This is a genomic window from Herbaspirillum rhizosphaerae (assembly GCF_046025915.1).
GTDB lineage: Bacteria > Pseudomonadota > Gammaproteobacteria > Burkholderiales > Burkholderiaceae_D > Herbaspirillum > Herbaspirillum rhizosphaerae_A.
This window is the reverse complement of record NZ_JAQQFR010000021.1, coordinates 21,983-48,172: the sequence shown is the minus strand read 5'-3', so window position 1 is coordinate 48,172 and position 26,190 is coordinate 21,983. Positions and strand designations below refer to the sequence as shown.

General features: G+C 55.3%; 27 protein-coding genes and 1 tRNA gene. 7 read left to right on the top strand and 21 right to left on the bottom strand.

Annotated elements, in window-relative coordinates; genetic code table 11:
* Positions 1–111: 111 nt before the first annotated feature.
* Complete coding sequence (locus PQR63_RS22955) at positions 112–1,200, top strand: alpha/beta fold hydrolase (protein ID WP_408170527.1); 1,089 nt, start codon at positions 112–114, stop codon at positions 1,198–1,200.
* 91 nt (positions 1,201–1,291) lie between these two features.
* Here the strand turns inward: PQR63_RS22955 and PQR63_RS22950 are convergent, their stop codons facing one another.
* The 21 genes from PQR63_RS22950 to PQR63_RS22850 all read right to left on the bottom strand — a co-directional run bounded on the left by PQR63_RS22950 (position 1,292) and on the right by PQR63_RS22850 (position 20,638).
* Complete coding sequence (locus PQR63_RS22950; protein ID WP_408170525.1) at positions 1,292–1,855, bottom strand: NUDIX domain-containing protein; 564 nt, start codon at positions 1,853–1,855, stop codon at positions 1,292–1,294.
* A 102-nt stretch (positions 1,856–1,957) separates the two neighbouring features.
* Entirely contained in the window at positions 1,958–2,272 is a 315-nt protein-coding gene (locus PQR63_RS22945) for a DUF2818 family protein (protein WP_408170523.1), read from the bottom strand.
* Between the two features lie 12 nt (positions 2,273–2,284).
* On the bottom strand, positions 2,285–3,796 hold the full coding sequence (gene nuoN, locus PQR63_RS22940; protein ID WP_408170521.1) for an NADH-quinone oxidoreductase subunit NuoN: 1,512 nt from the start codon (positions 3,794–3,796) through the stop codon (positions 2,285–2,287).
* A gap of 175 nt (positions 3,797–3,971) precedes the next feature.
* Entirely contained in the window at positions 3,972–5,462 is a 1,491-nt protein-coding gene (locus PQR63_RS22935) for an NADH-quinone oxidoreductase subunit M (RefSeq protein WP_408170519.1), read from the bottom strand.
* A gap of 27 nt (positions 5,463–5,489) precedes the next feature.
* Positions 5,490–7,598 carry an NADH-quinone oxidoreductase subunit L gene (nuoL, locus tag PQR63_RS22930; protein ID WP_408170517.1) on the bottom strand — a complete coding sequence of 703 codons (2,109 nt, stop codon included), beginning with the start codon at positions 7,596–7,598 and terminating at the stop codon, positions 5,490–5,492.
* Positions 7,599–7,733: 135 nt separating this feature from the next.
* Positions 7,734–8,042, bottom strand: coding sequence for an NADH-quinone oxidoreductase subunit NuoK (gene nuoK / locus PQR63_RS22925; protein WP_016832380.1), 309 nt, complete (start codon positions 8,040–8,042; stop codon positions 7,734–7,736).
* A gap of 14 nt (positions 8,043–8,056) precedes the next feature.
* Complete coding sequence (locus PQR63_RS22920; RefSeq protein WP_408170515.1) at positions 8,057–8,701, bottom strand: NADH-quinone oxidoreductase subunit J; 645 nt, start codon at positions 8,699–8,701, stop codon at positions 8,057–8,059.
* 140 nt (positions 8,702–8,841) lie between these two features.
* Complete coding sequence (nuoI, locus tag PQR63_RS22915) at positions 8,842–9,330, bottom strand: NADH-quinone oxidoreductase subunit NuoI (protein WP_050477753.1); 489 nt, start codon at positions 9,328–9,330, stop codon at positions 8,842–8,844.
* Positions 9,331–9,354: 24 nt separating this feature from the next.
* The gene (gene nuoH / locus PQR63_RS22910) at positions 9,355–10,434 is read right to left on the bottom strand and encodes an NADH-quinone oxidoreductase subunit NuoH (protein WP_094564221.1); all 1,080 of its coding nucleotides are present in this window, start codon (positions 10,432–10,434) and stop codon (positions 9,355–9,357) included.
* Positions 10,434–12,761 (bottom strand): NADH-quinone oxidoreductase subunit NuoG, encoded by a 2,328-nt coding sequence (nuoG, locus tag PQR63_RS22905; RefSeq protein WP_408170513.1) that lies wholly within the window; start codon positions 12,759–12,761, stop codon positions 10,434–10,436. The genes nuoH and nuoG overlap by 1 nt, the downstream gene beginning before the upstream one ends.
* Positions 12,762–12,870: 109 nt before the next feature.
* Complete coding sequence (nuoF, locus tag PQR63_RS22900; RefSeq protein WP_408170511.1) at positions 12,871–14,166, bottom strand: NADH-quinone oxidoreductase subunit NuoF; 1,296 nt, start codon at positions 14,164–14,166, stop codon at positions 12,871–12,873.
* Positions 14,163–14,654, bottom strand: coding sequence for an NADH-quinone oxidoreductase subunit NuoE (nuoE, locus tag PQR63_RS22895; RefSeq protein WP_408170509.1), 492 nt, complete (start codon positions 14,652–14,654; stop codon positions 14,163–14,165). The genes nuoF and nuoE overlap by 4 nt, the downstream gene beginning before the upstream one ends.
* Positions 14,655–14,754: 100 nt before the next feature.
* Positions 14,755–16,008 carry an NADH-quinone oxidoreductase subunit D gene (locus tag PQR63_RS22890; protein ID WP_408170507.1) on the bottom strand — a complete coding sequence of 418 codons (1,254 nt, stop codon included), beginning with the start codon at positions 16,006–16,008 and terminating at the stop codon, positions 14,755–14,757.
* Positions 16,008–16,604 carry an NADH-quinone oxidoreductase subunit C gene (locus PQR63_RS22885; protein WP_408170505.1) on the bottom strand — a complete coding sequence of 199 codons (597 nt, stop codon included), beginning with the start codon at positions 16,602–16,604 and terminating at the stop codon, positions 16,008–16,010. The genes PQR63_RS22890 and PQR63_RS22885 overlap by 1 nt, the downstream gene beginning before the upstream one ends.
* 21 nt (positions 16,605–16,625) lie before the next feature.
* Positions 16,626–17,102 (bottom strand): NuoB/complex I 20 kDa subunit family protein, encoded by a 477-nt coding sequence (locus tag PQR63_RS22880; protein WP_007881947.1) that lies wholly within the window; start codon positions 17,100–17,102, stop codon positions 16,626–16,628.
* A gap of 3 nt (positions 17,103–17,105) precedes the next feature.
* The gene (locus tag PQR63_RS22875) at positions 17,106–17,465 is read right to left on the bottom strand and encodes an NADH-quinone oxidoreductase subunit A (protein ID WP_050477760.1); all 360 of its coding nucleotides are present in this window, start codon (positions 17,463–17,465) and stop codon (positions 17,106–17,108) included.
* A 116-nt stretch (positions 17,466–17,581) separates the two neighbouring features.
* Positions 17,582–17,666: transfer RNA gene (locus PQR63_RS22870), tRNA-Leu, on the bottom strand.
* Positions 17,667–17,775: 109 nt separating this feature from the next.
* Complete coding sequence (gene secG, locus PQR63_RS22865; protein ID WP_083444655.1) at positions 17,776–18,150, bottom strand: preprotein translocase subunit SecG; 375 nt, start codon at positions 18,148–18,150, stop codon at positions 17,776–17,778.
* A gap of 30 nt (positions 18,151–18,180) precedes the next feature.
* Positions 18,181–18,942, bottom strand: coding sequence for a triose-phosphate isomerase (gene tpiA / locus PQR63_RS22860; protein ID WP_408170503.1), 762 nt, complete (start codon positions 18,940–18,942; stop codon positions 18,181–18,183).
* 117 nt (positions 18,943–19,059) lie between these two features.
* Positions 19,060–20,040 carry an NAD(P)H-quinone oxidoreductase gene (locus PQR63_RS22855; protein WP_408170501.1) on the bottom strand — a complete coding sequence of 327 codons (981 nt, stop codon included), beginning with the start codon at positions 20,038–20,040 and terminating at the stop codon, positions 19,060–19,062.
* Positions 20,041–20,083: 43 nt separating this feature from the next.
* Positions 20,084–20,638, bottom strand: a complete 555-nt coding sequence (locus PQR63_RS22850; RefSeq protein WP_094564230.1) for a winged helix DNA-binding protein — start codon at positions 20,636–20,638, stop codon at positions 20,084–20,086.
* Between the two features lie 154 nt (positions 20,639–20,792).
* Here PQR63_RS22850 and pxpB point away from each other — a divergent pair, with 154 nt between their 5' ends.
* From pxpB to PQR63_RS22820, 6 genes are all read left to right on the top strand, one after another.
* A complete protein-coding gene (gene pxpB, locus PQR63_RS22845; RefSeq protein WP_408170498.1) occupies positions 20,793–21,446 on the top strand; it encodes a 5-oxoprolinase subunit PxpB in 654 nt (217 codons plus the stop codon).
* Positions 21,443–22,453: a 5-oxoprolinase subunit C family protein gene (locus PQR63_RS22840; RefSeq protein ID WP_408170496.1), complete on the top strand. Its 1,011-nt coding sequence runs from the start codon at positions 21,443–21,445 to the stop codon at positions 22,451–22,453. The genes pxpB and PQR63_RS22840 overlap by 4 nt, the downstream gene beginning before the upstream one ends.
* 51 nt (positions 22,454–22,504) lie before the next feature.
* Positions 22,505–23,245, top strand: coding sequence for a 5-oxoprolinase subunit PxpA (gene pxpA, locus PQR63_RS22835; RefSeq protein WP_408170495.1), 741 nt, complete (start codon positions 22,505–22,507; stop codon positions 23,243–23,245).
* Between the two features lie 115 nt (positions 23,246–23,360).
* The gene (locus tag PQR63_RS22830) at positions 23,361–24,080 is read left to right on the top strand and encodes a DUF969 domain-containing protein (protein ID WP_116433149.1); all 720 of its coding nucleotides are present in this window, start codon (positions 23,361–23,363) and stop codon (positions 24,078–24,080) included.
* Entirely contained in the window at positions 24,077–25,063 is a 987-nt protein-coding gene (locus PQR63_RS22825; RefSeq protein WP_094564235.1) for a DUF979 domain-containing protein, read from the top strand. Before PQR63_RS22830 ends, PQR63_RS22825 begins: the two co-directional genes overlap by 4 nt.
* Before the next feature lie 120 nt (positions 25,064–25,183).
* Positions 25,184–26,188 (top strand): DUF2891 domain-containing protein, encoded by a 1,005-nt coding sequence (locus PQR63_RS22820; protein WP_408170492.1) that lies wholly within the window; start codon positions 25,184–25,186, stop codon positions 26,186–26,188.
* The last annotated feature ends 2 nt before the right edge of the window (positions 26,189–26,190 follow it).

Genomic DNA, 26,190 nt, shown 5'->3' with positions numbered 1-26,190 from the left:
GGCGCTGCCCTTGTCGCCTTGATGCAATGACGTAATGACACGCTCTGCGATGCCGCCAAATATCCTTTAGTATGGGCTCTCCCATAAGACCATCTTACGAGGACTATAAAAATGATTCGGAGACTTGCCTCGGGCTTCATCGCCCGACTGTCGTTGTCGTTACTTTCACTACTGCCTTCCGCCCTGCTTTGCTCCACCGCCAATGCAGCGGACTATCCCGGTTACCGTCAGGCTGACTGGATTGCGCCGAGCTTCACTTTTCACACCGGAGAGACGCTGAACAATCTCAAGCTGCATTACGCTACTGCCGGCGATCCCGCTAATCCTGCGGTATTGCTGTTGCACGGCACCTATCGCAGCGGCGCCGACATGGTCGGCAAGGACTTTGCCGGCGAGATGCTCGGCGCGGGACAAGCGCTCGACGCCAGTAAGTACTTCCTCATCATGCCGGATGCTATCGGCGTGGGGAAATCTTCCAAGCCATCCGACGGGCTGCGCGCCAAATTCCCGCAATACAACTACGCCGACATGGTGCTCGCGCAATATCGTCTGGTGACGGAAGGCCTCGGCATCAAACATCTGCGTCTGGTCATGGGCAATTCGATGGGCGGCATGCAAACCTGGATGTGGGGCGAGATGTATCCGACGATGATGGATGGGCTGGTGCCGATGGCATCGCAGCCGATTGAGATGGCGAGCCGCAACTGGATGATGCGGCGCATGCTGGTCGAATCAATCAAGCAGGATCCGGCCTGGAACGGTGGCAACTACACCACCCAGCCGCCATCGCTGCGCCTTGCCAATACGATGTTCGGCATAGCCACTGCCGGCGGCACTCTCGCCTATCAATCGCTGGCACCGACCCGCGCGCAGGCCGACAAAATCGTGGATGACCGCTTGAATGCGCCGGTGACGGCCGATGCCAACGACTTCATCTATCAGTGGGGATCGTCGGCTGATTTCAACGCGATGCCGAATCTGGCGCGCATACAGGTGCCGGTGCTGGCGATCAATTCTGCCGATGACGAACGTAATCCCCCGGAAACCGGTACGATGGTCGCGGCCTTGAAACAACTGAAGAATGCTGAATTGCTTCTGATCCCGGCGAGTGCAGAGACGCGCGGACATGGAACAACGAGCTTCTCAAAGTTCTATGCGAGGCAAGTCGGCGCATTTTTGAAAACGCTGCCACAGCGTTAAATTCGGACAAGATCCTCCGCTGGGATTCATCAGCAAAAAGGCTTCGATATCTATCGAAGCCTTTTTATTTGTTCAGTGAATCAGCTGCCGTTCAGACACTCTGCAAGGTCCACTGTCCGTTGATGATTTTCTCCAGCCAGAAAGCGCCAATAACCGTCTTGACGTCGGTTACCTTGCCGAGCCGGACTTGCTCCAGTAACTCGGAAAGCGGCGCCTTGTAGATATCCAAAAACTCGCCTTCGTCGAGCTTGCGTTCGCCGGCGGTCAGACCGCGGGCGAGATAGATATCCAGGTGTTCGTCTGAATAAGCGATTGCGTTGTGGATGGTGCAGACGAATTGCCAGTCAGTGGCGGTATAACCGGTTTCTTCCCGCAGCTCGCGCTTGGCGCATTCGAGATGATCTTCGCCCGGATCGATCTTTCCGGCAGGGAATTCGATGAATACCTGGTCGAGCGGATAGCGGAACTGTCTTTCCAGCAGCACCGAGCCGTCTTCAAACAGCGGGAGAATGACAACCGCACCCGGATGCTTGATGTATTCGCGCACACTCTGTTTGCCGTCCGGTAGGAGAATCTTGTCGCGTTGGACGTTGAGAAAATGGCCTTCGTAGACCAGTTCTCCGTCTACCTTGGTTTCTTTGAGATGAGTATCCATGCGTGGCCAGGTATGCAGTAAGGGTGAATGAGGGAATGCAGCCTGTTGGTGCAGCCTTGGTGCGAGCTGTTCAGCATCGCACCCAAGACCCGGCAGGACTTGCTAAGCGTGACTCTTGCGCAAGTAGCGCACCACATAACCGGGGTACGCCAGCACTAGAAACAGACAGCCGGTGACGGCATAAAATTCCCATCCTTGCGCAAAGGCATTGCCGATATTCGCTTCAAAGAAACGGGCAATGGCGCCGACGAGAAAATACAGAACGATGAGTTCAAGCAGTCGCACCCATACCGGCTTGTGGTATGCGGCGGACTTGCTCAGGGGGATCAGCGCGAACAGCTGCTGATTAAAGAAAGGCAGGTTGGCGGCCAAGACCGCCAACAAGATGACACACCAGCTCAGTAGAGAAACATTCACCGGTAAATTCGCTTAGGTTGCGATGACTTTGCTCAGGAAAGTCGCCAGCGTCGTGACGATTGCATTGGTGCATGCATCCATCAGATGACCAGGCCACAGACCGAGAACCAGCGCAGCCAGACCGTTCAGGCTCAGTGCAATGCGAACGTCGAAGCTTGCAGTGATCTTGGCATTGTCGGCAGGCTCATCGAAGTACATGTTCTTGATAACACGCAGGTAATAGAACGCGCCAACCAGCGAGAACACGACTGCCAGCACAGCGAGCCAGATCTGACCTGTTCCCAGGACGGCTTGCAACACCGACAGCTTGGCGTAGAAACCGACCATCGGGGGAATACCGGCCAGCGAGAACATCAGGATCAGCATGATCGCGGCAAACCATGGGCTGCGTTGATTCAGGCCCTTGAAGTCATCGAGCGTATCTGCTTCGAAACCGGAACGCGCCATCAGCAGGATCACGCCGAAGGTGCCCAGCGTGGTCAGCACATAAGTGATCGCGTAGAACAGCGACGAGCTGTAGGCATTGACGGCCTGGAACAGGTTGCCGTCAACCACGCCCGACATCATGCCCAGCAACATGAAACCCATGTGCGAGATGGTCGAGTAAGCCAACATGCGCTTGATGTTGGTCTGGGCGATCGCCGTCACATTACCAATGATGATCGACAATACAGCCAACACCATCAGCATTTGCTGCCAGTCGATTGCCAGTGGCAACAGACCTTCGACCAACAGACGGAACACCATGGCGAATGCCGCCAGCTTCGGCGCACCACCAATCAACAGGGTCATTGGTGTCGGTGCGCCGTGATAGACGTCAGGCACCCACATGTGGAAAGGCACAGCGCCCAGCTTGAACGCCAGACCAGCGACCACGAAGACGATACCAAATACCAGCACGTTGCGATCAACAGTACCGGACACGATGGCACGGAAGACGTCGTTCAGTTCCAGCGAACCAGTGGCGCCGTACAGCATCGAGATACCGTACAACAGGAAACCGGAGGCCAGCGCGCCGAGGATGAAGTACTTCATCGCGGCTTCGGTCGAACCGACATTGTCGCGACGCAGGGCAACCAATGCATACAGCGACAACGACATCAGTTCCAGACCGAGGTAGATGGACAGGAAGCTGTTGCCGGAAATCATGACCATCTGGCCCAGCAGCGAGAACAGCGCCAACGCGTAGAACTCACCACCGAGGTGACCGCCGCCGACGATGGCGCGATCACTGTTGTATTGGCGGGCGTAGATCAGTGTCAGGCCGATGGCCAGATACGAGAACAACTTCAGCAGGCTGGACAATGGGTCCGAAACAAACATGTTGCTGAAGGTGTAGACCGTTTCTCCGCTTGCGTAGTTGGTGAAGGTCAACACTGCGCAGACCACCAGTGCCAACAAGGACAGCAGGTAGGTGATGACGCGTTTTGCATCCGGCAAAAACATATCGATCAGCAGAATTGCGGAAGTCGCAATCAGCAGAAATATTTCCGGATAGACAGGGATCAGATTCATGTTGTTCATTTAGTTACCGCTTATTTTCGTCCGCGTATTTTGTCCGCTTACCGTTGCCGCCGTTTTCAGCCGTGCGAAACATGTGACCGGCTTGTATCGAAACGTCGTACCGAATTGCTGCCTGGTGTCGGCGCAGCACAACAAGGAACACTGTGAAGCGCCGGCACTTCTTACTCAATTTTGCTTAATTAATCTTGGATACCGCTACGTGCTTGAGCAAATCTGACACCGAAGTTTGCATCGTGTCAGTCACCGGTGCTGGATACAGACCCATCACCAAGACTGCGATCGCCAGCAAACCAAGGATGAAGAATTCACGCTTGTTGACGTCAGTCAGTTCTTCAACATGATGATTGGTCACCGCACCGAAGATCACGCGCTTGGTCAGCCACAGCGAGTAAGCAGCACCCAGAATCAGAGCAGTCGCCGACAACAGGCCAATCCAGAAATTGAATTTGACGGCGCCCAGAATGACCATGAATTCACCGACAAAACCGGAAGTCGCAGGCAGACCGCAGTTGGCCAGCGAGAACAGGATGAAGAACGCTGCAAAACGCGGCATCTTGTTGACCACACCACCGTATTGCGCAATTTCACGAGTATGCATACGGTCGTACAACACACCGATGGACATAAACATTGCGCCCGACACGAAGCCGTGGGAAATCATCTGTGCAATACCGCCCTGCACTGCCATGTCGTTGAACATGAAGAAGCCCAGCGTGACGAAGCCCATGTGAGCAATCGACGAGTACGCCACCAGTTTCTTCATATCCTGCTGAACCAGTGCAACCAGACCAATGTAGATCACAGCGACCAGCGACAAGGTGATCATGAAACCGGACAACGCGTGGCTGGCGTCAGGAGCGATCGGCAGCGAGAAACGCAGGAAGCCGTAAGCACCGAGCTTCAGCATGATCGCAGCCAGTACGATGGAACCACCGGTAGGCGCTTCCACGTGGGCGTCAGGCAACCAGGTATGCACCGGCCACATTGGTACTTTGACCGCGAACGCCATCAGGAATGCGAAGAATAGTAGTTTTTGCTCGAGCATCGACAACGGCAGTTGATGCCACGTCGGGATTTCGAAGCTGCCGCCGGACACGATGTACAGATAGATCAGTGCGATCAGCATCAGCAAGGAGCCGAGCAAGGTGTACAGGAAGAACTTGAACGCCGCATAGACACGGTTCGCGCCGCCCCACACACCCACGATGATGAACATCGGAATCAGTGTGGCTTCGAAGAACACGTAAAACAGCATGCCGTCGAGTGCCGAGAACACGCCGATCATCAGACCGGAAAGGATCAGGAAGGCCCCCATGTATTGGCCGACGCGCTTCTGGATAACTTCCCAGCCGGCCAGCACCACGATGACCGTGATGAAGGCTGTCAGCGGGATGAACCACAGCGACAATCCGTCAATACCGAGGAAATAGCTGATGTTGAAACGATCGATCCAAGGTGTTTTTTCAACAAACTGGTAGCCATGCGCGGCTGCATCGAAATGCAGAACCAGCGGAATGGTGACTAGCAAGCTGACGACGGCGCCGAGCAGGGCCAGCCAGCGCGCGATGGATGGATTTTCGTCGCGGCCCACTGCCAGGACGAGCACGCCAAACGCGACCGGACACCAGATCGCAAGGCTAAGGAGAGGAAAAGTTGACTGCATCATGGTTGTTATTTACTTTACTCCGCCAACTTATTTGGCAAACGGAAACGGCATGAACCAAACCAGGAAACCCAGCACCCCAATAATCATCACGAAAGCGTAATGGTAGATGTAACCGGATTGCCACAGGCGCGTGACTTTCGAGAACCAGTTGACGACCTTGGCGCTGCCATTGACGACCAGACCATCGATCAGGCCCTTGTCGCCGACAGTCCACAGACCGTTACCCAGCAAACGTGCACCACCGGCAAACACGACATCATTGAACTTGTCCATGTAGTACTTGTTGTCCAGCAAGGTGTAGATCGCACTGAACTTGTCCTTGAACCAGGCTGGTACGCGCGGATTGACCATGTAGAAGTAGTACGCCGTCGCCACACCCGCAATCGCCAGCCACAGGGGGGCCGATGTCAGCGAATGCACTGCCATCGCGATCGGGCCGTGGAATTCATGCGCCAGCTCTTCGAGAGCCTTGTGGTTTTCGCCGACAAAAATCACGTTCTTGAAGAAGTCGCCGAAGACCAACGGCGAGATCGCGAAGAAACCGATAATGACCGATGGAATCGCCAGCAGGATCAGCGGCAGCGTCACCACCAGCGGCGACTCGTGCGGCTTCTGACCTGGGGCCAGACCGTGGTGTTCATGGTCGTCGTGGGCGTGGTCATCATGGGCGCCATGCGCATTATGGCCGTGATCGTCATGCGCAGCGTGCGCTGCAACAGGAGCGTGATGATCATCGTGGCCATGTGCGTCCGCCTTGCCGAAACGCTCTTCTCCATGGAACACCATGAAGTACATGCGGAAGGAGTAGAAGGCAGTCACGAACACGCTGGCCAGCACCGCGAAGTAGGCAAAACCGGAACCTGCCAGATGCGACTCGGCGGCGGCTTCGATGATGCTGTCCTTCGAATAGAAACCGGAGAAGAATGGTGTACCGATCAGCGCCAGCGAACCCAGCAGCGACGTGATCCAGGTGATCGGCATGTACTTGCGCAGGCCGCCCATGTTGCGCATGTCCTGGTCATGGTGCATACCGATGATCACGGAACCCGCGCCGAGGAACAGCAGCGCCTTGAAGAACGCGTGAGTCATCAGATGGAATACTGCTACCGAATAAGCCGATGCGCCCAGGGCGACAGTCATGTAACCCAGCTGCGACAGCGTCGAATACGCCACCACACGCTTGATGTCGGTCTGCATGGTGCCGAGGAAGCCCATGAACAACGCGGTGATCGCGCCGATCACAAGGATCACGGACAAGGCGGTGTCGGACAGTTCGAACAGCGGCGACATGCGGGTCACCATGAAGATACCGGCGGTCACCATTGTCGCCGCGTGAATCAGCGCGGAGATCGGGGTTGGACCTTCCATCGAATCCGGCAGCCAGACGTGCAGCGGAAACTGCGCCGACTTACCCATCGCGCCAACGAACAGACAGATACATGCGACCGTCAGCAGCATCCAGTCGGTGCCAGGCAAAGTCAATTGTGCCAACTCGCCACGCTTGGCGAAAACTTCGCCGTAGTTCATGGAACCAGCGTAAGCAAGCAGCAGACCGATACCGAGAATGAAGCCAAAGTCACCGACACGATTGACCAGGAAGGCCTTCATGTTGGCCTTGATTGCGGTCGGACGTGTGTACCAGAAGCCGATCAGCAGGTAGGAAACCAGACCCACGGCTTCCCAGCCGAAGAACAGTTGCAGGAAGTTGTTGCTCATGACGAGCATCAGCATCGAGAACGTGAACAGCGAAATGTACGAGAAGAAGCGATTGTAGCCTTCGTCGTCCTTCATGTAGCCAATGGTGTAGACGTGGACCATCAGGGACACAAAGGTCACCACGCACATCATCATCGCGGTCAGGCTGTCGATCAGGAAACCGACTTCCAGCTTCAGGCCGGCAACCGTCATCCAGGTGTACAGCGTGCCGTTGTAGGTCGCACCGTCAATGACCGCCAGTAAAGTCTGGACGGAAATGATCAACGCGATCAATACACCGAGGATGGTCGCCGTGTGCGATACCTTGCGGCCAACTACGTTGCCGAAGAATTTCGTACCGAGCAGGCCTGCAATTGCAGAACCGGCCAACGGCGCCAGTGGTACGGCTAAAAGAAGATGTGGGTTAAGTTGCCCCGCCATGATGAACCTTATCGCTATTTGGGTTCTCTTCGAATCACAAGGATCTTCGGAGAACGCCCATCTTTTAAATGAAATTTAAATTCAATCTACATGCACTGCGAACGTTCCAACGCGCATTAATGCACAACCACGTGCTTATCCCTTGAGCGTGTCCAGATCTTCCACGTTGATGGTGTCCAGATTACGGAACAGCACCACCAGAATCGCCAGACCAATTGCGGACTCAGCAGCTGCGACGGTCAGGATGAAGAAAACGAAGATCTGCCCTGCTGCATCGCCGAGATAATGCGAGAAAGCAATGAAGTTCATATTCACCGCCAACAACATCAATTCGATTGCCATCAGCAACACGATGACGTTCTTGCGGTTCAGAAAAATACCAACGATCGAGATCGCGAAAAGGATCGCGCCGAGGATCAGATAATGCGAGAGCGAAAGAGTCATGATAGCGCCGCTCCTTAAGGTTGTTGTTCCGCGCCGGATGCCTGAGCATCGCCGCCGATGTTACGAGTAGATTCCGACTTCATCTTGACCAGACGCACACGATCGGTGCTCTTGACCTTGACGGCATCCGCCGGCGAGAAGTATTTGCTGTCCTTGCGGCGGCGCAGTGTCAGCGCAACAGCGGCGACGATAGCGACCAGCAGGATGACTGCAGCAACTTCAAACGCATACACGTATTCGGTGTAAATCAGCATACCCAACGCTTTGGTGCCGCCGATGGTGTTGGATGCAGCCGGTACTTGCGCCTCCGGAGCCCAGAAGCTGCGCAGCAAGACTGCAGCCATTTCCAGCACGATGACCACGCCGATTGTTGCGGCCAGCGGAAAATATCCCCAGAAGCCTTCTCGCATCTTGTCGAGATTGATATCGAGCATCATCACCACGAAGAGGAACAGCACCATCACCGCCCCTACGTAGACCAGCACCAGCACAATGGCCAGGAACTCGGCCTTCAACAACATCCAGATGCCGGCCGCCGAAAAGAAGGCCAGCACAAGAAACAGGGCCGCATGCACCGGATTGCGGGCAGTAATAACGCGTAATGCAGCGAGCACGAGGACCACTGAAAACGCATAGAACAAGACAGTTTTAAATTCCATAATCAACCAAAAAGTTGGCTAAACCAGCATCAGATCATTCGATCACTTGATCCATCGATCAAGCTACCCAACAAACATCAGACTCGATCATCTCAGCGGCACGCAACAACGAAAAAACAGACGTGCCGTCCCGAATTCAATTAACGATATGCAGCGTCTGCAGTACGTGCAGCAGCGATTTCATTTTCGTAACGATCACCAACGGCCAGCAGCATTTCCTTGGTGTAGTACAAGTCGCCGCGCTTTTCGCCGTGGTATTCGAGAATGTGCGTTTCGACGATGGAATCGACCGGGCAGGACTCTTCACAGAAACCGCAGAAAATACACTTGGTCAGATCGATGTCGTAACGTGTGGTACGGCGGGAACCGTCGTCACGCTGTTCCGACTCAATCGTGATGGCCATTGCCGGGCAGACTGCTTCGCACAGTTTGCAGGCGATGCAACGCTCTTCACCGTTCGGATAGCGACGCAAAGCGTGCAGACCGCGGAAACGCGGCGACTGCGGCGTCTTCTCTTCCGGGAACTGAATCGTGATCTTGCGCGCAAACAGATAGCGGCCTGTCAGGGCCAGGCCCTTGAACAGCTCTCGCAACAGCAGGCTGTTGAAAAAATCTTTAATAGCTTCCATGCTTCTCACCTGAGCCTTTATCCATTACTTCCAAATATTCCATGAGGTCTGCATCCAGGTCGCAACGATCACCAGATACACCAGCGTCAGCGGAATGAACACTTTCCAGCCCAGACGCATGATCTGGTCATAGCGATAGCGGGGGAACGATGCACGCACCCAGACAAACAGCGACACCACCAGGAACGTCTTAATACCGAGCCAGATCCAGCCTGGGATAAAGTCCAGGAAACTGACCGGTGATGCCCAGCCGCCCAGGAACAGCAGCGAAGCGAGGATCGAAATCAACCACATGTTGGCGTATTCAGCCAGGAAGAACATGGCGAACGACATACCCGAATATTCGATCATGTGACCGGCAACGATTTCCGATTCACCTTCCACCACGTCGAACGGATGGCGGTTGGTTTCAGCGATACCGGAGATGACGTAGATCACGAAAATCGGCAGCAGCGACAACCAGTTCCACGACAGGAAGCTCAGGCCGTGCGAAGCAAAGTAACCCTTGCCTTGGCTGGTGACAATGTCGATCATGTTCAGGCTGCCGGAAACCATCAGCACCACGACCAGACAGAAGCCCATCGAAATTTCGTAGGACACCATCTGCGCCGATGCACGCATCGCACCGAGGAAAGCGTACTTCGAGTTGGATGCCCAACCGGCGATGATGACGCCATAGACTTCCATCGAGGTAATCGCCATCACGAACAGCAGGCCTGCGTTGACGTTAGCAATGACAGCTTCAGGGCCAAAGGGAATCACGGCCCATGCGGCAACAGCCGGCATGATGGTCATGATTGGCGCGATGAAGAACAAAACCTTATTGGCGCGTGATGGAGTGGTCACTTCCTTGAAGATCAGCTTCAAGGCATCGGCGATCGGTTGCAGCAGACCTGCAGGGCCGACACGGTTAGGGCCGAGGCGAATATGCATCCAGCCGATCAGCTTACGTTCCCAGTAAGTCAGGTACGCCACGCTGATCAGCAGCGGGATCAATACGGCCAGAATCTTCAGCAGACTCCAGACGAAAGTCCACACGTACGGCCATGCCGTCCCCAGATAGTTGGGGCCAACTGCATTGATATTGGCAATCAGTTGATCCATTACGCTTTCTCCACAACGATTGCGCCAAACATGCTGCCCAGATTAGCGGTGCTTGCATGGGCTGCGGCCACACGTACGACGTTTTCCGGCAGCTTCTTGTCGATATCTGCAGTCAACACCGCACTGCCCTGTCCCTGCTTGACGCTCACGCGGTCACCGGCAACGATGCCCAGCTTTTGCGACAACGCAGCCGACAGCCATGCCTTCGGTGCCTGGCCATCTTGCGTTTGCAACAACGCAGGCGAGCGACGAGCAATGGCGTCAGTGAAGTGAATAGGCACATCGGCGACACGTTCCAGCCCACCGTTGGCAGCGCCGGTAGCAGCTTGCAGAGCCAGCTTGGAGACGTTGCTCAGACGAGCGGACAAATCAGTCTCGGCACCAATCACTTCGGCGCGAATCGATTCCGATGTTTCGTAGTCGAAGTTTTGCAGACCCAGCAGATTACCCAAAACGCGCAAAACCTTCCAAGCCGGACGCGCATCGCCGAGTGGCTTGACGGTACCGTTGAAGCTTTGTGCACGGCCCTCGGCATTGACGAAAGTACCGGATGTTTCGGTAAATGGTGCGATCGGCAGCAAAACATCAGCGTAATCGGCGCCATGCTTGTATGCCGACATGACAACAACCATTTCAGCTTGCTTCAATGCTGCTGTGGCCACTTGTGGGTCATGGCTATCCAGTTCAGGCTCGGCATTCAGCAGTACATAGGCCTTGCGTGGTTGTGCGAAAGCTTGCAGCGCGTTGACGCCATCTTTGCCTGGAATAGCATTGGCCAGATAACCGCCGACGGTGTTGCCGCCTTCTGTCAGATAACCCAGCTTTGCACCGGTTTGTTCAGCAATCCATTGTGCCGCAGCGTGCAGTTGCGAAGCTTGCGGATGCTGTGCAGCTGCATTGCCCAGGAATACTGCCTTGGACGTACCCGACAACAGGCTTGCTGCGGTCTGCTTAGCGGCTGGCGATGCTTCCACGCCTTCGAAACCGGCAGGCACCGCAACGCTCTTGGCTTGCGCCACGGCGACAACAACTTCGCTCAGTGCGGACAACCATGCGGACGGTGCTGCGATGATCTTGTTGGCGACCGGCATCAGCAGGTCGTCATCCGTTGCGTGCAAGATGCTGATCTTGGCGCCGCTCTTCACTGCTTGACGCAGACGCGCGGTCAGCAACGGGTGATCCTTGCGCAGGAACGAGCCGATGATCAGAGCACGATTGAGTTCCGAGAATTCGACGATCGACATGCCCAGCCAAGGATTGACCTGGTGGTCCAGCGCGAAGTCGGATTGACGCAGGCGGAAATCGATGTTTTCCGAACCCATGCCGCGTACGACTTTTTGCAACAATGTCAGTTCTTCCAGTGTCGAGTACGGTGTAGCCAATGCAGCGATGGCGCTTGCACCGTGTTCGTGACGGATATTACGCAGGCCGTGCGCGACGTATTCCAGCGCAACTTGCCATTCAACTTCTTGCCATTTGCCGTCTTGCTTGAGCATCGGCTTGGTCAGACGCTCTTCGCTGTCCAGCGCTTCGTAAGCAAAACGATCTTTATCGGTGATCCAGCATTCGTTGACGTCTTCGTTCTCCAGCGGCAGAACGCGCATGACCTTGCCGCCCTTGACCTGAACGATCAGGTTGGAGCCGATGCTGTCGTGTGGGCTGACCGACTTGCGACGCGACAATTCCCAGGTACGCGCAGCGTAGCGGAACGGCTTGGATGTCAGTGCGCCGACCGGGCACAGATCGATCATGTTGCCGGACAGTTCGGAATTGACGGTATTACCGACGAATGTCGTGATTTCGGAATGTTCACCGCGACCCAGCATGCCCAGTTCCATGACGCCGGCTACTTCCTGGCCGAAACGCACGCAACGTGTGCAGTGGATGCAACGGTTCATTTCCTTCATGGAGATCAGCGGGCCGACGTCCTTCGGAGGAACGACGCGCTTCTCTTCTTCGTAACGGGAAGCGGAGCCACCGTAACCGACAGCCAAATCCTGCAATTGGCACTCGCCGCCCTGATCGCAGATCGGGCAATCCAGCGGGTGATTGATCAGCAGAAATTCCATGACGCCTTTTTGCGCCTTGACTGCCTTGTCGCTTGCGGTGCGAACGATCATGCCGGCGGTCACCGGAGTGGCGCAGGCCGGCAACGGCTTCGGCGCCTTCTCTACGTCGACCAGACACATGCGGCAGTTAGCCGCAATGGATAATTTTTTGTGATAGCAAAAGTGAGGAATGTACGTGCCGACTTTGTTGGCAGCATCCATAACCATGCTGCCTTCTTGCACTTCAACTTTTTTGCCGTCTATTTCGATTTCAACCATGGCTTTTTGCCCAAGCTAAGTATTCTTTTGACCTTGAAGACATGCGCCCTGCTCTGTTGCCGAATGCATGTCTTGCCGTGCTGCTCAACTTTATCGCTAACTCTGTCGATCAGATATAAGCTGGCACCGAGCAGTGTTTGTGCTCGATGTGATACTCAAATTCTTCGCGGAAATTCTTGATGAATGCACGTACCGGCATTGCCGCCGCATCGCCCAGCGCGCAAATGGTGCGGCCCTGGATGTTATCGGCAACCGAGTTCAACACATCGAGGTCTTCCAGCTTGCCGTGACCGTTTTCGATACGTTCGACCATACGGTACATCCAGCCTGTGCCTTCGCGGCATGGCGTACATTGACCGCAGGACTCTTCGTAGTAGAAGTAAGCCAGACGCAGCAGCGACTTGACCATGCAGCGCGTTTCATCCATCACGATGACCGCGCCGGAACCCAGCATCGAGCCTGCTTTGGCGATGGCATCGTAATCCATGGTGGTTTCCATCATGATGTCGCCGCGAATCACCGGAGCGGATGAGCCACCAGGAATGACCGCCTTGATCTTTTTGCCGCCGCGCATGCCGCCAGCCAGTTCCAGCAATGTGGAAAATGGCGTGCCCAGCGGAATTTCGTAATTACCTGGACGTTCGACGTCGCCCGAGATCGAGAAGATCTTGGTGCCACCGTTGTTCGGTTTACCGATATCAGCGTACGCTTGTGCACCGATCTTGAAGATGAACGGAACAGCAGCGAATGTTTCGGTGTTGTTGATGGTGGTTGGCTTGCCGTACAGGCCGAAGCTGGCAGGGAACGGCGGCTTGAAGCGCGGTTGGCCCTTCTTGCCTTCCAGGGATTCCAGCAATGCGGTTTCTTCGCCGCAGATGTAGGCGCCATAACCATGATGACCGTGCAACTGGAAGCTGAAGTTGGTGCCGAGGATGCTATCGCCCAGGAAACCTGCCGCACGTGCCTCTTCCAGTGCTTCTTCAAAACGCAGATAAGCGTCGAAGATTTCGCCGTGGATGTAGTTGTAGCCGACCGTGATGCCCATCGCATAACCGCCGATGATCATGCCTTCGATCAGAGAGTGCGGGTTATAACGAATGATGTCGCGGTCTTTGAATGTGCCCGGTTCGCCTTCATCGCTGTTGCAAACGAGGTATTTTTGACCTGGAAACTGACGCGGCATGAAGCTCCACTTCAGGCCGGTCGGGAAGCCCGCACCACCACGGCCACGCAAGCCGGAAGCCTTCAGCTCAGCGATGACTTGTTCAGGAGTGATGTTTTCGGCGAGGATGCGCTTGAGCGCTTCATAGCCGCCACGCTTGACGTAATCCGCCAGGTGCCAGTTCTGGCCGTCCAGATCCGCCAGAATCAGCGGCTTGATATGACGATCGTGCAGACAAGTCATTTCTTCAGTTCCTCCAGCAGCGAGTCGATCTTGTCGTTCGACATCCAGCTGCACATGCGGTGGTTATTGACCAGCATGACAGGTGCGTCGCCGCATGCGCCCATGCATTCGCCTTCAACGATCGTGAACTGACCGTCAGCAGTGGTTTCCTTGTAGCCGACACCGAGCTTGTGCTTCAGATGATGCGCTGCGCGATCACCGCCCGACAACAGGCAAGGCAAATTCGTACAGACGGTGATCTTGTGCTTGCCCTGCGGGCTGGTGTTGTACATGTTGTAGAACGTAGCGACTTCTTGCACCGCTACCGCAGGCATGCCGATGTAATCGGCGATTTCCTGCTGCAGCTCGGCAGGCAGCCAGCCGTGTTCATCCTGAGCAATGCGCAGCGCGGACATGACCGCAGACTGGCGTTGATCTGCCGGATATTTCGCGAGTTCGCGATCGATTTTCTTTAGAGCGTCTTGACTTAACAGCATATCGTTGGCCATCCGTGCGCATAGTTTTTTGAGAACTCGCGCGGGTTTATCGGATATTCCCCAGAACCTAATGGGTTTTAAAAAACATCCACTGACCGGCTTACTTCACCGGTTATCGGTCGATTTCACCAAACACAATGTCTTGCGTACCGATGATTGTGACTGCATCGGCAATCATGTGACCCTTCGCCATTTCATTCAGACTCGACAAATGCGCAAAACCTGGCGCGCGAATCTTCATACGGTATGGCTTGTTGGCGCCATCCGACACCAGGTAGATACCGAATTCGCCCTTCGGATGCTCAACGGCAGCATATGTTTCTCCCGGCGGCACGTGGAAGCCTTCGGTGAACAGTTTGAAGTGGTGAATCAGATCTTCCATGTTGGACTTCATGTCCATACGCGGAGGCGGAGCAATCTTGTGGTTGTCGATGATGACCGGGCCTGGATTGTTACGCAGCCACTCGACGCATTGCTTGATGATGCGGTTGGACTGGCGCATTTCTTCCACACGAACCAGATAGCGATCATAGCTATCGCCGTTCTTGCCGACCGGGATATCAAAATCCAGCAGATCGTAGACTTCGTACGGTTGCTTCTTGCGCAGATCCCATTCGACGCCCGAACCACGCAGCATTGGGCCGGTGAAGCCCATTGCCATTGCACGTTCAGGCGAGACCACACCGATACCGACCAGGCGCTGCTTCCAGATACGGTTGTCAGTCAGCAGTGTTTCGTACTCATCGACATATTTCGGGAAACGGTTGGTGAAGTCTTCAATGAAGTCCAGCATCGAACCCTGGCGATTTTCATTGAGTTGCTTGATTGCCTTGTCATTGCGGATGATCGATGCCTTGTACTGCGGCATGGTATCCGGCAGGTCACGATAAACACCACCCGGACGATAGTAGGCAGCATGCATACGTGCGCCGGAGACGGCTTCGTAGCAATCCATCAAGTCTTCGCGTTCGCGGAAGGCGTACAGCAGAACGCCCATGGCGCCGACGTCCAGACCGTGCGCGCCGATCCACATCAGGTGATTCAACAGACGGGTGATTTCATCGAACATCACGCGGATGTACTGAGCACGCATCGGCACTTCAATGCCGAGCAGCTTTTCGATCGCCATGACATAGGCGTGTTCGTTACACATCATCGACACGTAGTCGAGACGATCCATGTAAGGAACTGATTGCAGATAGGTTTTTTGCTCGGCCAGCTTTTCGGTCGCGCGATGCAGCAGACCGATATGCGGGTCGGCACGCTGAATGACTTCACCATCGAGCTCCAGCACCAGTCGCAACACACCGTGTGCGGCAGGATGCTGAGGACCAAAGTTCAGCGTGTAATTCTTGATTTCAGCCATTATTTAATCCCGTAATTTTCTTCACGAATGACACGCGGCGTAATTTCACGCGGCTCAATCGTTACGGGTTGATAAACCACGCGTTTTTGCTCAGCGTCGTAGCGCATTTCGACATATCCCGATACCGGGAAGTCTTTGCGGAACGGGTGACCGATGAAGCCATAATCGGTGAGGATACGACGTAAATCGTCATGCCCATCGAACAAGATGCCGAAGAAATCAAAGGCTTCTCGCTCATACCAATTGGCGGAGGACCAGATACCAGTCACTGAGGCCACCAACGGCAATTCATCATCAGGAGCAAAAACACGGACGCGAACGCGCCAGTTATGGCTGATCGACAGCAGATGAGACACCACGGCAAAACGCGGCCCACCCCATACGCCATCGCCGTACGTCGAGTAATCCACGCCGCACAGATCAAGCAATTCTTCGAAACGGGTATCGGCGTGATCGCGCAGAACGCGCATCGCCGATAGATAATCGGCTTGCTTGACCACAATCGTGACCTCGCCCAAAGCCACCGTCAAATTCTGAAGATACCCCCCAAGCGCATTGCGCAAGGCAGCTTCGAGAGTTTCCAATTTTGTCGTCATTCTGACCCTTCCACTCTCTTCTTATCGCGCAATGGTGTTGGTACGCTTGATCTTGTTTTGCAGCTGGATCACGCCATACAGCAGCGCTTCCGCTGTTGGTGGGCAACCTGGCACATACACGTCTACAGGCACGATGCGATCGCAACCGCGCACAACGGAATACGAGTAGTGATAATAACCACCGCCGTTGGCACAGGAACCCATCGAAATCACCCAACGCGGCTCGGCCATCTGGTCGTACACCTTGCGCAGTGCCGGCGCCATCTTGTTGCACAGCGTACCGGCAACAATCATGAGATCGGACTGGCGTGGAGATGGACGGAACACCGCACCAAAACGATCAAGATCGTAACGCGATGCGCCGGCGTGCATCATTTCAACCGCACAGCAAGCCAGACCAAAAGTCATCGGCCACAAAGAGCCGGTACGGGTCCAGTTGATTACCTTATCCAGCGAGGTGGTAACAAACCCTTCGTTTAATACGCCTTCAATTGACATGGCTCACTCCCAATCCAGGGCACCCTTTTTCCAGATGTACCAAAAACCGACAACAAATTCGGCGATGAACACCATCATCGTCATGTAGCCAGACCAGCCCAAGTCGCGCATGGAAACGCCCCAAGGGAAGAAAAATGCAGTTTCGAGATCGAACAGAATAAACAGAATGGCGACGAGGTAATAACGCACATCGAACTTCATGCGCGCATCTTCAAAAGCCTCGAATCCGCATTCGTATGGAGAGGTCTTTTGCGCATCAGGTCTATGAGGACCAAGCAAACGACCGAGTAACTGAGGAGCGACACCAACAGCGATGCCGATTAGGATAAATAATAGAACTGGAAAGTAATTTTCGAGGTTCACGATTAGGCGTAGGTTTGTTGATAATTAGCGGAATGATTCTCAATATCAAACAGCTTTTCCCTCGTCAAAAAGCCAGCTCAGGATTTTGTCCTTTGCTGGCTTTTCTAGATATTTCATGGTGCCGACGACGAGACTCGAACTCGTACAGCTTTCGCCACTACCCCCTCAAGATAGCGTGTCTACCAATTTCACCACGTCGGCTTGAGACTGCAATTGTAACCCGTTTTGATGCTCTTGTTCAATGCACAATCACACTAAAACTTCATAAACTGCTTTAAGTTTTGCGCATTATTACATCGTGCGCAAAAGACTATTTCGGAATTTGATTTGATTGATCTGCAGGATTCGCAGGCGCTGCCGCTGGAGCACCCGATGCTGCTGGCGTTGCAGGAATTGCAGCTGCTGGAGCAGGCAAATTATCCATAACGCCGCCGCTTTGCGAAACGTGGTGATTACCGACAAAAGCCAGTGCGAGGGTTGCGATAAAAAAGACCGCAGCTGCGACACCGGTCGACTTCGACAAGAAGTTGGAAGAACCGGTGGCGCCGAACAAACTACCCGACGCGCCGGAACCGAAAGCAGCCCCCATATCAGCCCCTTTGCCGTGCTGCAGCAACACCAGACCAATGATTGTCAGCGCTGCCAGCACTTGAATCACAACAATAACAGTAAATAAAGTATTCATATAGCCATCTTCAATTTAAAACAACAACGATCAGTTACCTTGGGCAGCCTGGACAATCGCCAGAAAATCCACCGCCTTCAAGGCCGCACCACCAATGAGACCACCGTCAATATCCGACATGGCCAACAATTCTTTTGCGTTATCGGGCTTCATGCTACCACCATACAAGATTTGCACCTTGGCGGCGGCCACTGCATTCTTGGCCGATAATTTACCGCGCAGCTTTGAATGCACGTCCTGCGCCATTTCCGGCGTTGCAGTCTTGCCGGTACCAATTGCCCAGACCGGCTCGTAGGCGACCACGATCTTTTCGACATCGGCCACATCCAGGACCGCCAGCACGGCATCAACCTGGCGACCGACAACAGCATCGGTCTGCCCTGCTTCGCGCTCACCCAGCGTTTCACCGACACAGACGATCGGCGTCAAACCAGACTTGAGCGCAGCAACTGCTTTGGCCGCCACTACTGCATCGGTTTCGCCGTGATACGCGCGACGCTCGGAATGACCGACGATTGCATACTTGCAAGCAAACTCTGCCAGCATTGCTCCCGATACTTCACCGGTATAAGCACCGTTAGCATGCGCGGAAACATCCTGCGCACCCAGCGCCAGTGCAGAACCTGCGACAGCTGCTTGCACCTGCGCAAAATAAGGCGAAGGCACGCAAACAGCGACATCAGCCTGCGTACCCGCAGCGGCGAGGCCTGCTTTTACGTCGGCAATCAAGGCTGCATTGGCGGCGAGACCACCATTCATCTTCCAGTTACCTGCAACTAATTTACGGCGCATAAGAGTGAGTATTTTGAATAACCCCGCATTCTATCGCGCCGCGACAAAACCGGTCAAACCAATAACCCGGTATTTCTCTGTCAGATCTACCGCTAAAAAGACGTCTCAGAAGATATTTCAGCTTACCGTCAGCATGATCTTGCCGACATGCGCACTGGATTCCATCAAAGCGTGCGCCTGCGCAGCCTGCTCCAGCGGGAAGGTCTGGTAAATCACAGGCTTCACTTTGCCGGAGGCTAGCAACGGCCATACGCGCTCTTTTAACTGCGCGGCGATGTAAGCCTTGAACTCGACAGGACGCGGGCGCAAGGTAGAGCCAGTCACCGTCAGGCGGCGACGCAAAATCTGGCTCAGATCCAACTGGCCTTTGGCGCCGCCCAGTAACGCGATCACGACAAGCCGCCCATCATCGGCCAGCGTTTTTATCTCCCGCGGCAGATAATCCCCTCCGACCATGTCCAGAATGACATCAACACCGCGGCCTTCCGTTGCCGCTTTCACTACCCCTTCAAAATCTTCGGTGCGGTAGTTAATGCCCAACTCGGCGCCCAACTCTTCGCAGGCGCGGCATTTGTCATCGGAACCAGCCGTCGCGAAGACACGGTGCCCCAGTGCGGTCGCAATCTGGATCGCCGTCACGCCGATGCCTGAACTGCCGCCTTGAACCAGCAAGGTCTCACCCGGCGACAGTCGTGCCCGCTCAAAAACATTGCTCCAGACAGTAAAGAACGTCTCCGGCAGTGCCGCTGCCTGCAAAACCGTCAAACCGGCCGGCACGGGCAAACATTGTGCGAGAGGCGCAGCGCAGTATTCAGCGTAGCCGCCGCCTTGGACGAGCGCACAAACGAGGTCGCCTTTCCGGAAACCGCTATCCCCCAGCTCGCCATCGACAATCTCGCCAGCCACTTCAAGGCCCGGCAAGTCGGATGCGCCGGGCGGAACCGGGTAATTGCCCTGACGCTGAAAAACGTCAGGGCGATTCACGCCTGCGGCATGCACCTTGATCAATATTTCGCCGCTTTTCAGCTGGGGCAACGGCCGCTCGCACAATTGCAACACTTCCGGAGCACCAAATTCGGTGATTTCGATTGCCTTCATTTCATCCTTTCCTGCCTGAGCCGGGCTCAACAAATAAGTTGGGTCAGAGCGAAGCAGCGGCACGCGCTGCAGTGTCGTACAAGCCCGATGCGCTGCGCAGCAACTGGGCCGCTTCGCCGATTGCCTGATTCTGGATGCCGCTGTCGACTTGCACTTCAATCAGGCAGCGCTCGCGCACTTCCTTGTACTTCATGCACAGCTCCTGCCCTTCTTCCGTGGTCGAAAATAGCAGTTCCTTGCCTGCCTTTTCGCTCTTCACGTAGCCCGCCTTGACCAATTTCTTCAGCGCGTAGGTCACAACGTGGGTATCCTCAATATTCAGGACAAAACAAATATCGGCAAGTTTCTTCTTTCGCTCACGGTGATTCACGTGATGCAACAAAGAGACTTCAATCGCTGTCATGTCTTTTGCACCCGCCGCCAGCATGCAGCGCATCATCCAGCGATTGAACGCATTACCGGCCATGATCAGGGCATATTCGAGCTCCGACAGCTCGGCGCTGCGCTCGGAAACGAGGTGATTCGAGGAGACGATTTTAGTCGGGGACTTTTTGGTCACAGCATTCTCCGGCGTGATTTCCAGGGATTGTTCATTCATAAGCTATTTTCTATCAAGAGATTTTCATACAACGCCGCTACTATATAGCAATCTTAAACAAATAATTTATCGACATATTGTTTATACCTTGCTGTAAATGTATGATCCGCGAGAACGATAAAGGCGTTTAAGCCTTTGCATAATCTGGATGACAATGATTCAACCGCAAATTCATTTCCTGGGCGACAGCGCATTGCTATGCAATCTGCCATCCCCTGCCACACTGCCTCACCAGCAACGCATCTGGAGCATCGCCGAAGAGGCGGCTAGCTGGCCGGAAATCAGCGAAGTCGTGCCCGGCATGAACAACCTGACCCTGATTCTGCGCCGCCCTGTCGTGGACATGGAAGTCGTTACCAAACGCATTCTGGATACCTGGGCACATGTCGATGTCAGCCATATCGCCGGACGCGAAATCGAAATCCCCGTTGTCTACGGTGGTGCAGACGGCCCGGATATCGACATCGTTGCCCGCCATACAGGCTTATCCAGCAAAGAAGTCATTCAACGCCATAGCGCCGGCGAATATATCGTGTACTTCATCGGCTTCATGCCGGGCTTCGCCTACATGGGCGGACTGGAACCTGCGCTGGCAACGCCGCGCCGCGATGAGCCCCGGCTGTCGATCCCGGCTGGATCGGTCGGTATCGGCGGCGAACAAACCGGCATCTACCCGCTTGCCTCGCCCGGCGGCTGGCAATTGCTAGGCAAAACATCTCTGCCGCTGTTCGATCCGACACAGACTCCACCAACCTTATTGCGACCGGGCGACCGCGTACGCTTCACCGTGGAACGGATTGCCAAATGATAGAGATTCTTCAACCCGGCATTCTCACCTCGGTACAAGACCTTGGCCGCCCCGGCCATCGCCAGCTCGGCATCAATCCGGGCGGCGCACTGAACTGTCTCGCCTTGAGCGCTGCCAATCTGCTGGTCGGCAACGAGATGGAAGCTGCCGGTCTCGAAATCACCATGGGTGCCTGCGAGATGCGCTTCACCACCGACACGCGCATTGCGCTCGGTGGCGACGATTTCGACGCCCGACTCGACGGTAAATCCGTCACTCCCTACTGGAGCCTGCCGGTGCACGCCGGTCAAACCTTGAAGCTGGCCCATGCCGGCCCCAATGCCACGCAAGGCATGCGAACCTATCTCGCTATCGCCGGAGGCATCGATGTTGCGAAAGTCCTCGGCTCGCGCAGCACCGATTTGAAAGCCAACTTCGGCGGCCATGAAGGACGCGCCTTGCGCAAAGGCGATCGCCTGCCGCAAGGGCCGGCGACCATGACGATCGCCGGCCCGGCTTTTGGCGTGCGCTCGCCAGCCTGGAGCGGCGTCGGCACGCAGACGCAAGACAGCAGCAAGTTGATTCATTTGCGGGTGTTGCCCGGCCCTGAGTTCGAACAGTTCACTGTCGCCGCGAAGAATGCTTTGTGGCTCGACAAGTGGCGCATCACTCCCAATAGCAATCGTATGGGATATCGGCTCGAAGGCCCGGAACTCAAACGCAAGCAAAGCCGCGACCTGCTCTCGCACGGTGTGGTGCCGGGCGTCATTCAGGTGCCGCCATCCGGCCAACCGATCATCCTGATGGGCGATGCGCAAACCACCGGCGGCTATCCGAAGATCGGCGTGGTCATTCAGGCCGACATGTGGAAGCTGGCGCAAGCGCCGTTAAACGCGCAACTGCAATTCCAACCCTGCGATCTGGAACAAGCCTTGCATGCATGGGAAGAACAGCAGGCCTATTTGAACAGCATCCACGAGACACTGGCCGCACTCGACTGGTCGCGTGCCACACAGTACAGGAAGTAAACAAGCAGCAAAAGACGAAGTACCAAAGAGACAGAAGGAGTACGCAAGATCATGCAAATCGACCTCAATGCAGACCTCGGAGAAGGTTGCGACAACGATGAAATGCTGCTGACGCTGGTCAGTTCAGCCAATATCGCCTGTGGCTGGCATGCCGGCGATGCCAACACCATGCGCCAGAGCGTACGCTGGGCAATACAGAATCACGTCGCCATCGGCGCCCATCCCAGCTTTCCCGATCGTGAAAATTTTGGCCGCAGCGCCATGCAGTTACCGCCCGAGGAAATCATCAGCGGCATGCTGTATCAATTGGGTGCACTGGACGCCATCGTACGTGCAGAAGGCGGACGCATGGTGCACGTCAAACCTCACGGCGCGCTGTATAACCAGGCGGCCAAAGATGCTGTTCTCGCCAATGCCATCTGCGCCGCAGTGCGCACCTTCAATCCAGAACTGGCCTTGTTCGGACTGGCGGGCAGCGAACTCATCAACGCCGCCAGACAAGCGGATCTAACCGCCATCGAAGAAGTCTTCGCCGACCGGGCTTACAACGCTGACGGTAGCCTGGTCAGCCGTACGCTTCCCGGCGCCATGATCGAAGATGAAGCACAAGCCATCGCGCAAACCATTTCACTGGTCAAGGACAAGCAAGTCACCGCGCTGGACGGCAGCATCGTAAAGGTCAATGCACAAACAGTTTGTCTGCACGGCGATGGTGCGCATGCATTGGAATTCGCACGCCAGATTCGCACCCGCCTGAGTAGTGAGCGCATCGCCATTCGTGCGCCTTCCTGAGTTGATTTTTATTGTTTTTTCGCTCTTCTTGTTCTTCTTGCTCTTAGCTTTTTATCGCAGCACTTTCGTCGTCAGATCTACATTAACAACAACCATCCTTACTGGGAGATAGTCCATGGATAGCTCGATTTTGCTACCGTTGATCGGGATTCCGATCGTCGTTGCAGGCTTCGCATTCCGCTTCAATCCGCTGTTGGTCGTCACCGTCGCAGGCCTTGCTACCGGCCTCGCCGTCGGCATGGATTTCGGCATGCTGCTGGAGACCTTCGGCGAAAAGTTCATCAATAGTCGCTCACTGGCGGTCTATGTATTGATCCTGCCGATCATCGGCCTGCTGGAAAGTTATGGCCTGAAGGAGCGCGCTCAAGACTGGATTTCCAGCATGGCCAGCGCGACGTCGGCACGCATTCTGATGCTGTATTTCATCCTGCGCCAAGTGTTTGGCGCACTCGGCCTGACCTATATCGGTGGCCAGGCACAAACCGTGCGGCCCTTGCTTGCGCCCATGGTCGAGGGCGCAGCGACAGCTCGCTACGGCGACTTGCCGCAACACATCCGCGACAAACTGCGCGCGCACTCCGCTGCCTGTGACAACATCGCCGTATTTTTCGGCGAAGACATTTTCCTCGCCTTCGGCGCGGTGCTGTTGATCGATGCCTTCCTCAAGGAAAACGGCATCACCAACATCGAGCCCCTGCATCTTGGCTTGTGGGCCATTCCAACCGCGATTGCGGCATTGGCTATTCACATGTTCCGCCTGGTGCGTCTCGATGCCGGGATTCAGCGCGACGTCAACGCCTGGAAAAAATCTGAAGGAAAAGAGGTGGCAGCATGAGTACTCTCATCACGATCAACGAAATCTATTACCTCATCGGCGTCATCGTCATGCTGCTGGTCGGCATGACATTGCGCGACAAAGGCAACCCAAAACGCCTGACTACCGCGCTGTTCTGGTTTCTGTTCGGCGCGGTATTCCTGTTCAGCGATCTGCTGGTTTCCTCCCTGGGGAAACCAATGGCTTACCGCATCATCGGCGTCGTCGTCATTCTGATTTCGCTCATTGCCGGTTTTGGCCTGCTGTCGATCGGCACGTACAAGCAACGCAGCGCTGAGCAACGTCAGGCGTCAGCAAATCAGTACGGCAACTGGATCTTTGTTCCGGCCATCCTGATCCCTGTCGTGACCGTGTTGTGCACGATTCTGCTCAAGGGCGTGGCCATCGGCGGCGTCTATATCCTCGATCAGAAACAACTGACGCTGGCGGCCTTGTGCGTCGGCTGTATCTGCGCCATTCTTGCGGGCTGGAAACTGACCGGCGGTACGCCTCTGCATGCCGTGCGTGAGTCGCGCCGGCTGCTCGACGCCATTGGCTGGGCAGCCGTTCTGCCACAGATGCTGGCGATGCTCGGCGGCGTCTTCGTCGCAGCGCAAACAGGCAAATCGGTGCAGCAAGTTGTCGGCCTGTTCGTCAATCCTGAAAACCGCTTCATGCTGATCGTGATCTACTGTGTCGGCATGGCGCTTTTCACGATGATCATGGGTAACGCCTTCGCAGCTTTTCCGGTCATGACCGCCGGCATCGCCCTGCCCTTCATCATCGTCGGACAACACGCCGATCCGGCACCGCTGGTGACGATCGGCATGCTGGCCGGTTACTGCGGCACGTTGATGACGCCGATGGCTGCCAACTACAACATCGTGCCGGCGGCCCTGCTGGAGCTCAAGGACAAGTATCAGGTCATCAAGGTACAGATCCCTACCGGCCTGACCTTGCTGGCGGCGAATATCCTGCTGATGTACTTCATCGTGTTCCGCTAGTCATTTCACTAATTGTTTCGTTAATACGTATCGCGGCCGGTGATTTCTACACCGGCCGCAAAATGGCAGAGATGATGGAAACACGCGCTGCCACACTGATCTGAAAATCGGAAGACTCTCATGCAACTCACTATCGAACTGGCCGCCGCATACACCGAGATGCCGCTGACCTACCTCCGTCAGGAATATCCCAATCACATCATGCACGTGCTCAACAGCGCCGATGATGTCTTGTCTCCACGCGCCATGCATCCGGTGTTTTACGGTTGCTATGACTGGCACTCGGCCGTCCACGGCTACTGGCTGCTGCTACGCTGTGCGAAGCTGTATCCATCACTGCCGACCCACGACAAAATCACGGCGATCTTCGATGAGCACTTCACGCCGGAATTGATGGCGCAGGAAACTGCTTACTTTCAAGTGGGTGGTCGCGCTTCTTTCGAACGTCCTTATGGCTTCGGCTGGATCCTCGGCCTGGCGCAGGAGCTGGCTGAATCCCACCATCCGCGCGCAGCTATCTGGCACGCCGCCATGCAGCCGCTGACACTGGAAATCCGCAAGCGCCTGATGGAATATCTGAGCAAGCTGACTTATCCAATTCGCGTCGGCACACACTACAACACAGCATTTGCACTGGCGTTGGCGATTGACTACGCACGTGCTGCAAAAGATACCGAACTTGAAACCGCCATCGTGCAGGCTTCGCAACGCTACTACGGCAAGGACGTCGACTATCCGGCGCACTATGAACCGGGCGGCGACGAATACATCTCTGCAGCACTGACCGAAGCGCTGCTGATGAGCAAGGTATTGGATGCGACAGCCTACCCGGCATGGTTCAACCAGTTCTTGCCGCAGATCGATAAAGTCGAACGACTGATGCAGCCTGCACAGGTCAGCGATCGCACCGATCCCAAGATCGCTCATCTGGACGGCCTCAATCTGAGCCGTGTATGGAGCATGAAGCATATTGCTCGCCATCTGCCGTCCGATCATCCGGCACAAGCTGCACTGGCAGGCGCCGTACAGCGCCACCTGCAAGCCAGTCTTGACCATGTGGTCGGCAGCCATTACAGCGGCGGCCATTGGCTCGCCAGCTTCGCCTTGTTGGCGCTGGAAGGCTGAGT

What these genes read in the sequence shown, in the direction of transcription:
- PQR63_RS22955 (WP_408170527.1), top strand. Translation starts at nt 112, where the DNA reads ATGATTCGGAGACTTGCCTCGGGCTTCATCGCCCGACTGTCGTTGTCG.
- PQR63_RS22950 (WP_408170525.1), bottom strand. Translation starts at nt 1,855, where the DNA reads ATGGATACTCATCTCAAAGAAACCAAGGTAGACGGAGAACTGGTCTAC.
- nuoN (WP_408170521.1), bottom strand. Translation starts at nt 3,796, where the DNA reads ATGAACAACATGAATCTGATCCCTGTCTATCCGGAAATATTTCTGCTG.
- PQR63_RS22935 (WP_408170519.1), bottom strand. Translation starts at nt 5,462, where the DNA reads ATGATGCAGTCAACTTTTCCTCTCCTTAGCCTTGCGATCTGGTGTCCG.
- nuoL (WP_408170517.1), bottom strand. Translation starts at nt 7,598, where the DNA reads ATGGCGGGGCAACTTAACCCACATCTTCTTTTAGCCGTACCACTGGCG.
- nuoK (WP_016832380.1), bottom strand. Translation starts at nt 8,042, where the DNA reads ATGACTCTTTCGCTCTCGCATTATCTGATCCTCGGCGCGATCCTTTTC.
- PQR63_RS22920 (WP_408170515.1), bottom strand. Translation starts at nt 8,701, where the DNA reads ATGGAATTTAAAACTGTCTTGTTCTATGCGTTTTCAGTGGTCCTCGTG.
- nuoI (WP_050477753.1), bottom strand. Translation starts at nt 9,330, where the DNA reads ATGGAAGCTATTAAAGATTTTTTCAACAGCCTGCTGTTGCGAGAGCTG.
- nuoH (WP_094564221.1), bottom strand. Translation starts at nt 10,434, where the DNA reads ATGGATCAACTGATTGCCAATATCAATGCAGTTGGCCCCAACTATCTG.
- nuoG (WP_408170513.1), bottom strand. Translation starts at nt 12,761, where the DNA reads ATGGTTGAAATCGAAATAGACGGCAAAAAAGTTGAAGTGCAAGAAGGC.
- nuoF (WP_408170511.1), bottom strand. Translation starts at nt 14,166, where the DNA reads ATGACTTGTCTGCACGATCGTCATATCAAGCCGCTGATTCTGGCGGAT.
- nuoE (WP_408170509.1), bottom strand. Translation starts at nt 14,654, where the DNA reads ATGGCCAACGATATGCTGTTAAGTCAAGACGCTCTAAAGAAAATCGAT.
- PQR63_RS22890 (WP_408170507.1), bottom strand. Translation starts at nt 16,008, where the DNA reads ATGGCTGAAATCAAGAATTACACGCTGAACTTTGGTCCTCAGCATCCT.
- PQR63_RS22885 (WP_408170505.1), bottom strand. Translation starts at nt 16,604, where the DNA reads ATGACGACAAAATTGGAAACTCTCGAAGCTGCCTTGCGCAATGCGCTT.
- PQR63_RS22880 (WP_007881947.1), bottom strand. Translation starts at nt 17,102, where the DNA reads ATGTCAATTGAAGGCGTATTAAACGAAGGGTTTGTTACCACCTCGCTG.
- secG (WP_083444655.1), bottom strand. Translation starts at nt 18,150, where the DNA reads ATGAATACTTTATTTACTGTTATTGTTGTGATTCAAGTGCTGGCAGCG.
- tpiA (WP_408170503.1), bottom strand. Translation starts at nt 18,942, where the DNA reads ATGCGCCGTAAATTAGTTGCAGGTAACTGGAAGATGAATGGTGGTCTC.
- PQR63_RS22855 (WP_408170501.1), bottom strand. Translation starts at nt 20,040, where the DNA reads ATGAAGGCAATCGAAATCACCGAATTTGGTGCTCCGGAAGTGTTGCAA.
- PQR63_RS22850 (WP_094564230.1), bottom strand. Translation starts at nt 20,638, where the DNA reads ATGAATGAACAATCCCTGGAAATCACGCCGGAGAATGCTGTGACCAAA.
- pxpB (WP_408170498.1), top strand. Translation starts at nt 20,793, where the DNA reads ATGATTCAACCGCAAATTCATTTCCTGGGCGACAGCGCATTGCTATGC.
- PQR63_RS22840 (WP_408170496.1), top strand. Translation starts at nt 21,443, where the DNA reads ATGATAGAGATTCTTCAACCCGGCATTCTCACCTCGGTACAAGACCTT.
- pxpA (WP_408170495.1), top strand. Translation starts at nt 22,505, where the DNA reads ATGCAAATCGACCTCAATGCAGACCTCGGAGAAGGTTGCGACAACGAT.
- PQR63_RS22830 (WP_116433149.1), top strand. Translation starts at nt 23,361, where the DNA reads ATGGATAGCTCGATTTTGCTACCGTTGATCGGGATTCCGATCGTCGTT.
- PQR63_RS22825 (WP_094564235.1), top strand. Translation starts at nt 24,077, where the DNA reads ATGAGTACTCTCATCACGATCAACGAAATCTATTACCTCATCGGCGTC.
- PQR63_RS22820 (WP_408170492.1), top strand. Translation starts at nt 25,184, where the DNA reads ATGCAACTCACTATCGAACTGGCCGCCGCATACACCGAGATGCCGCTG.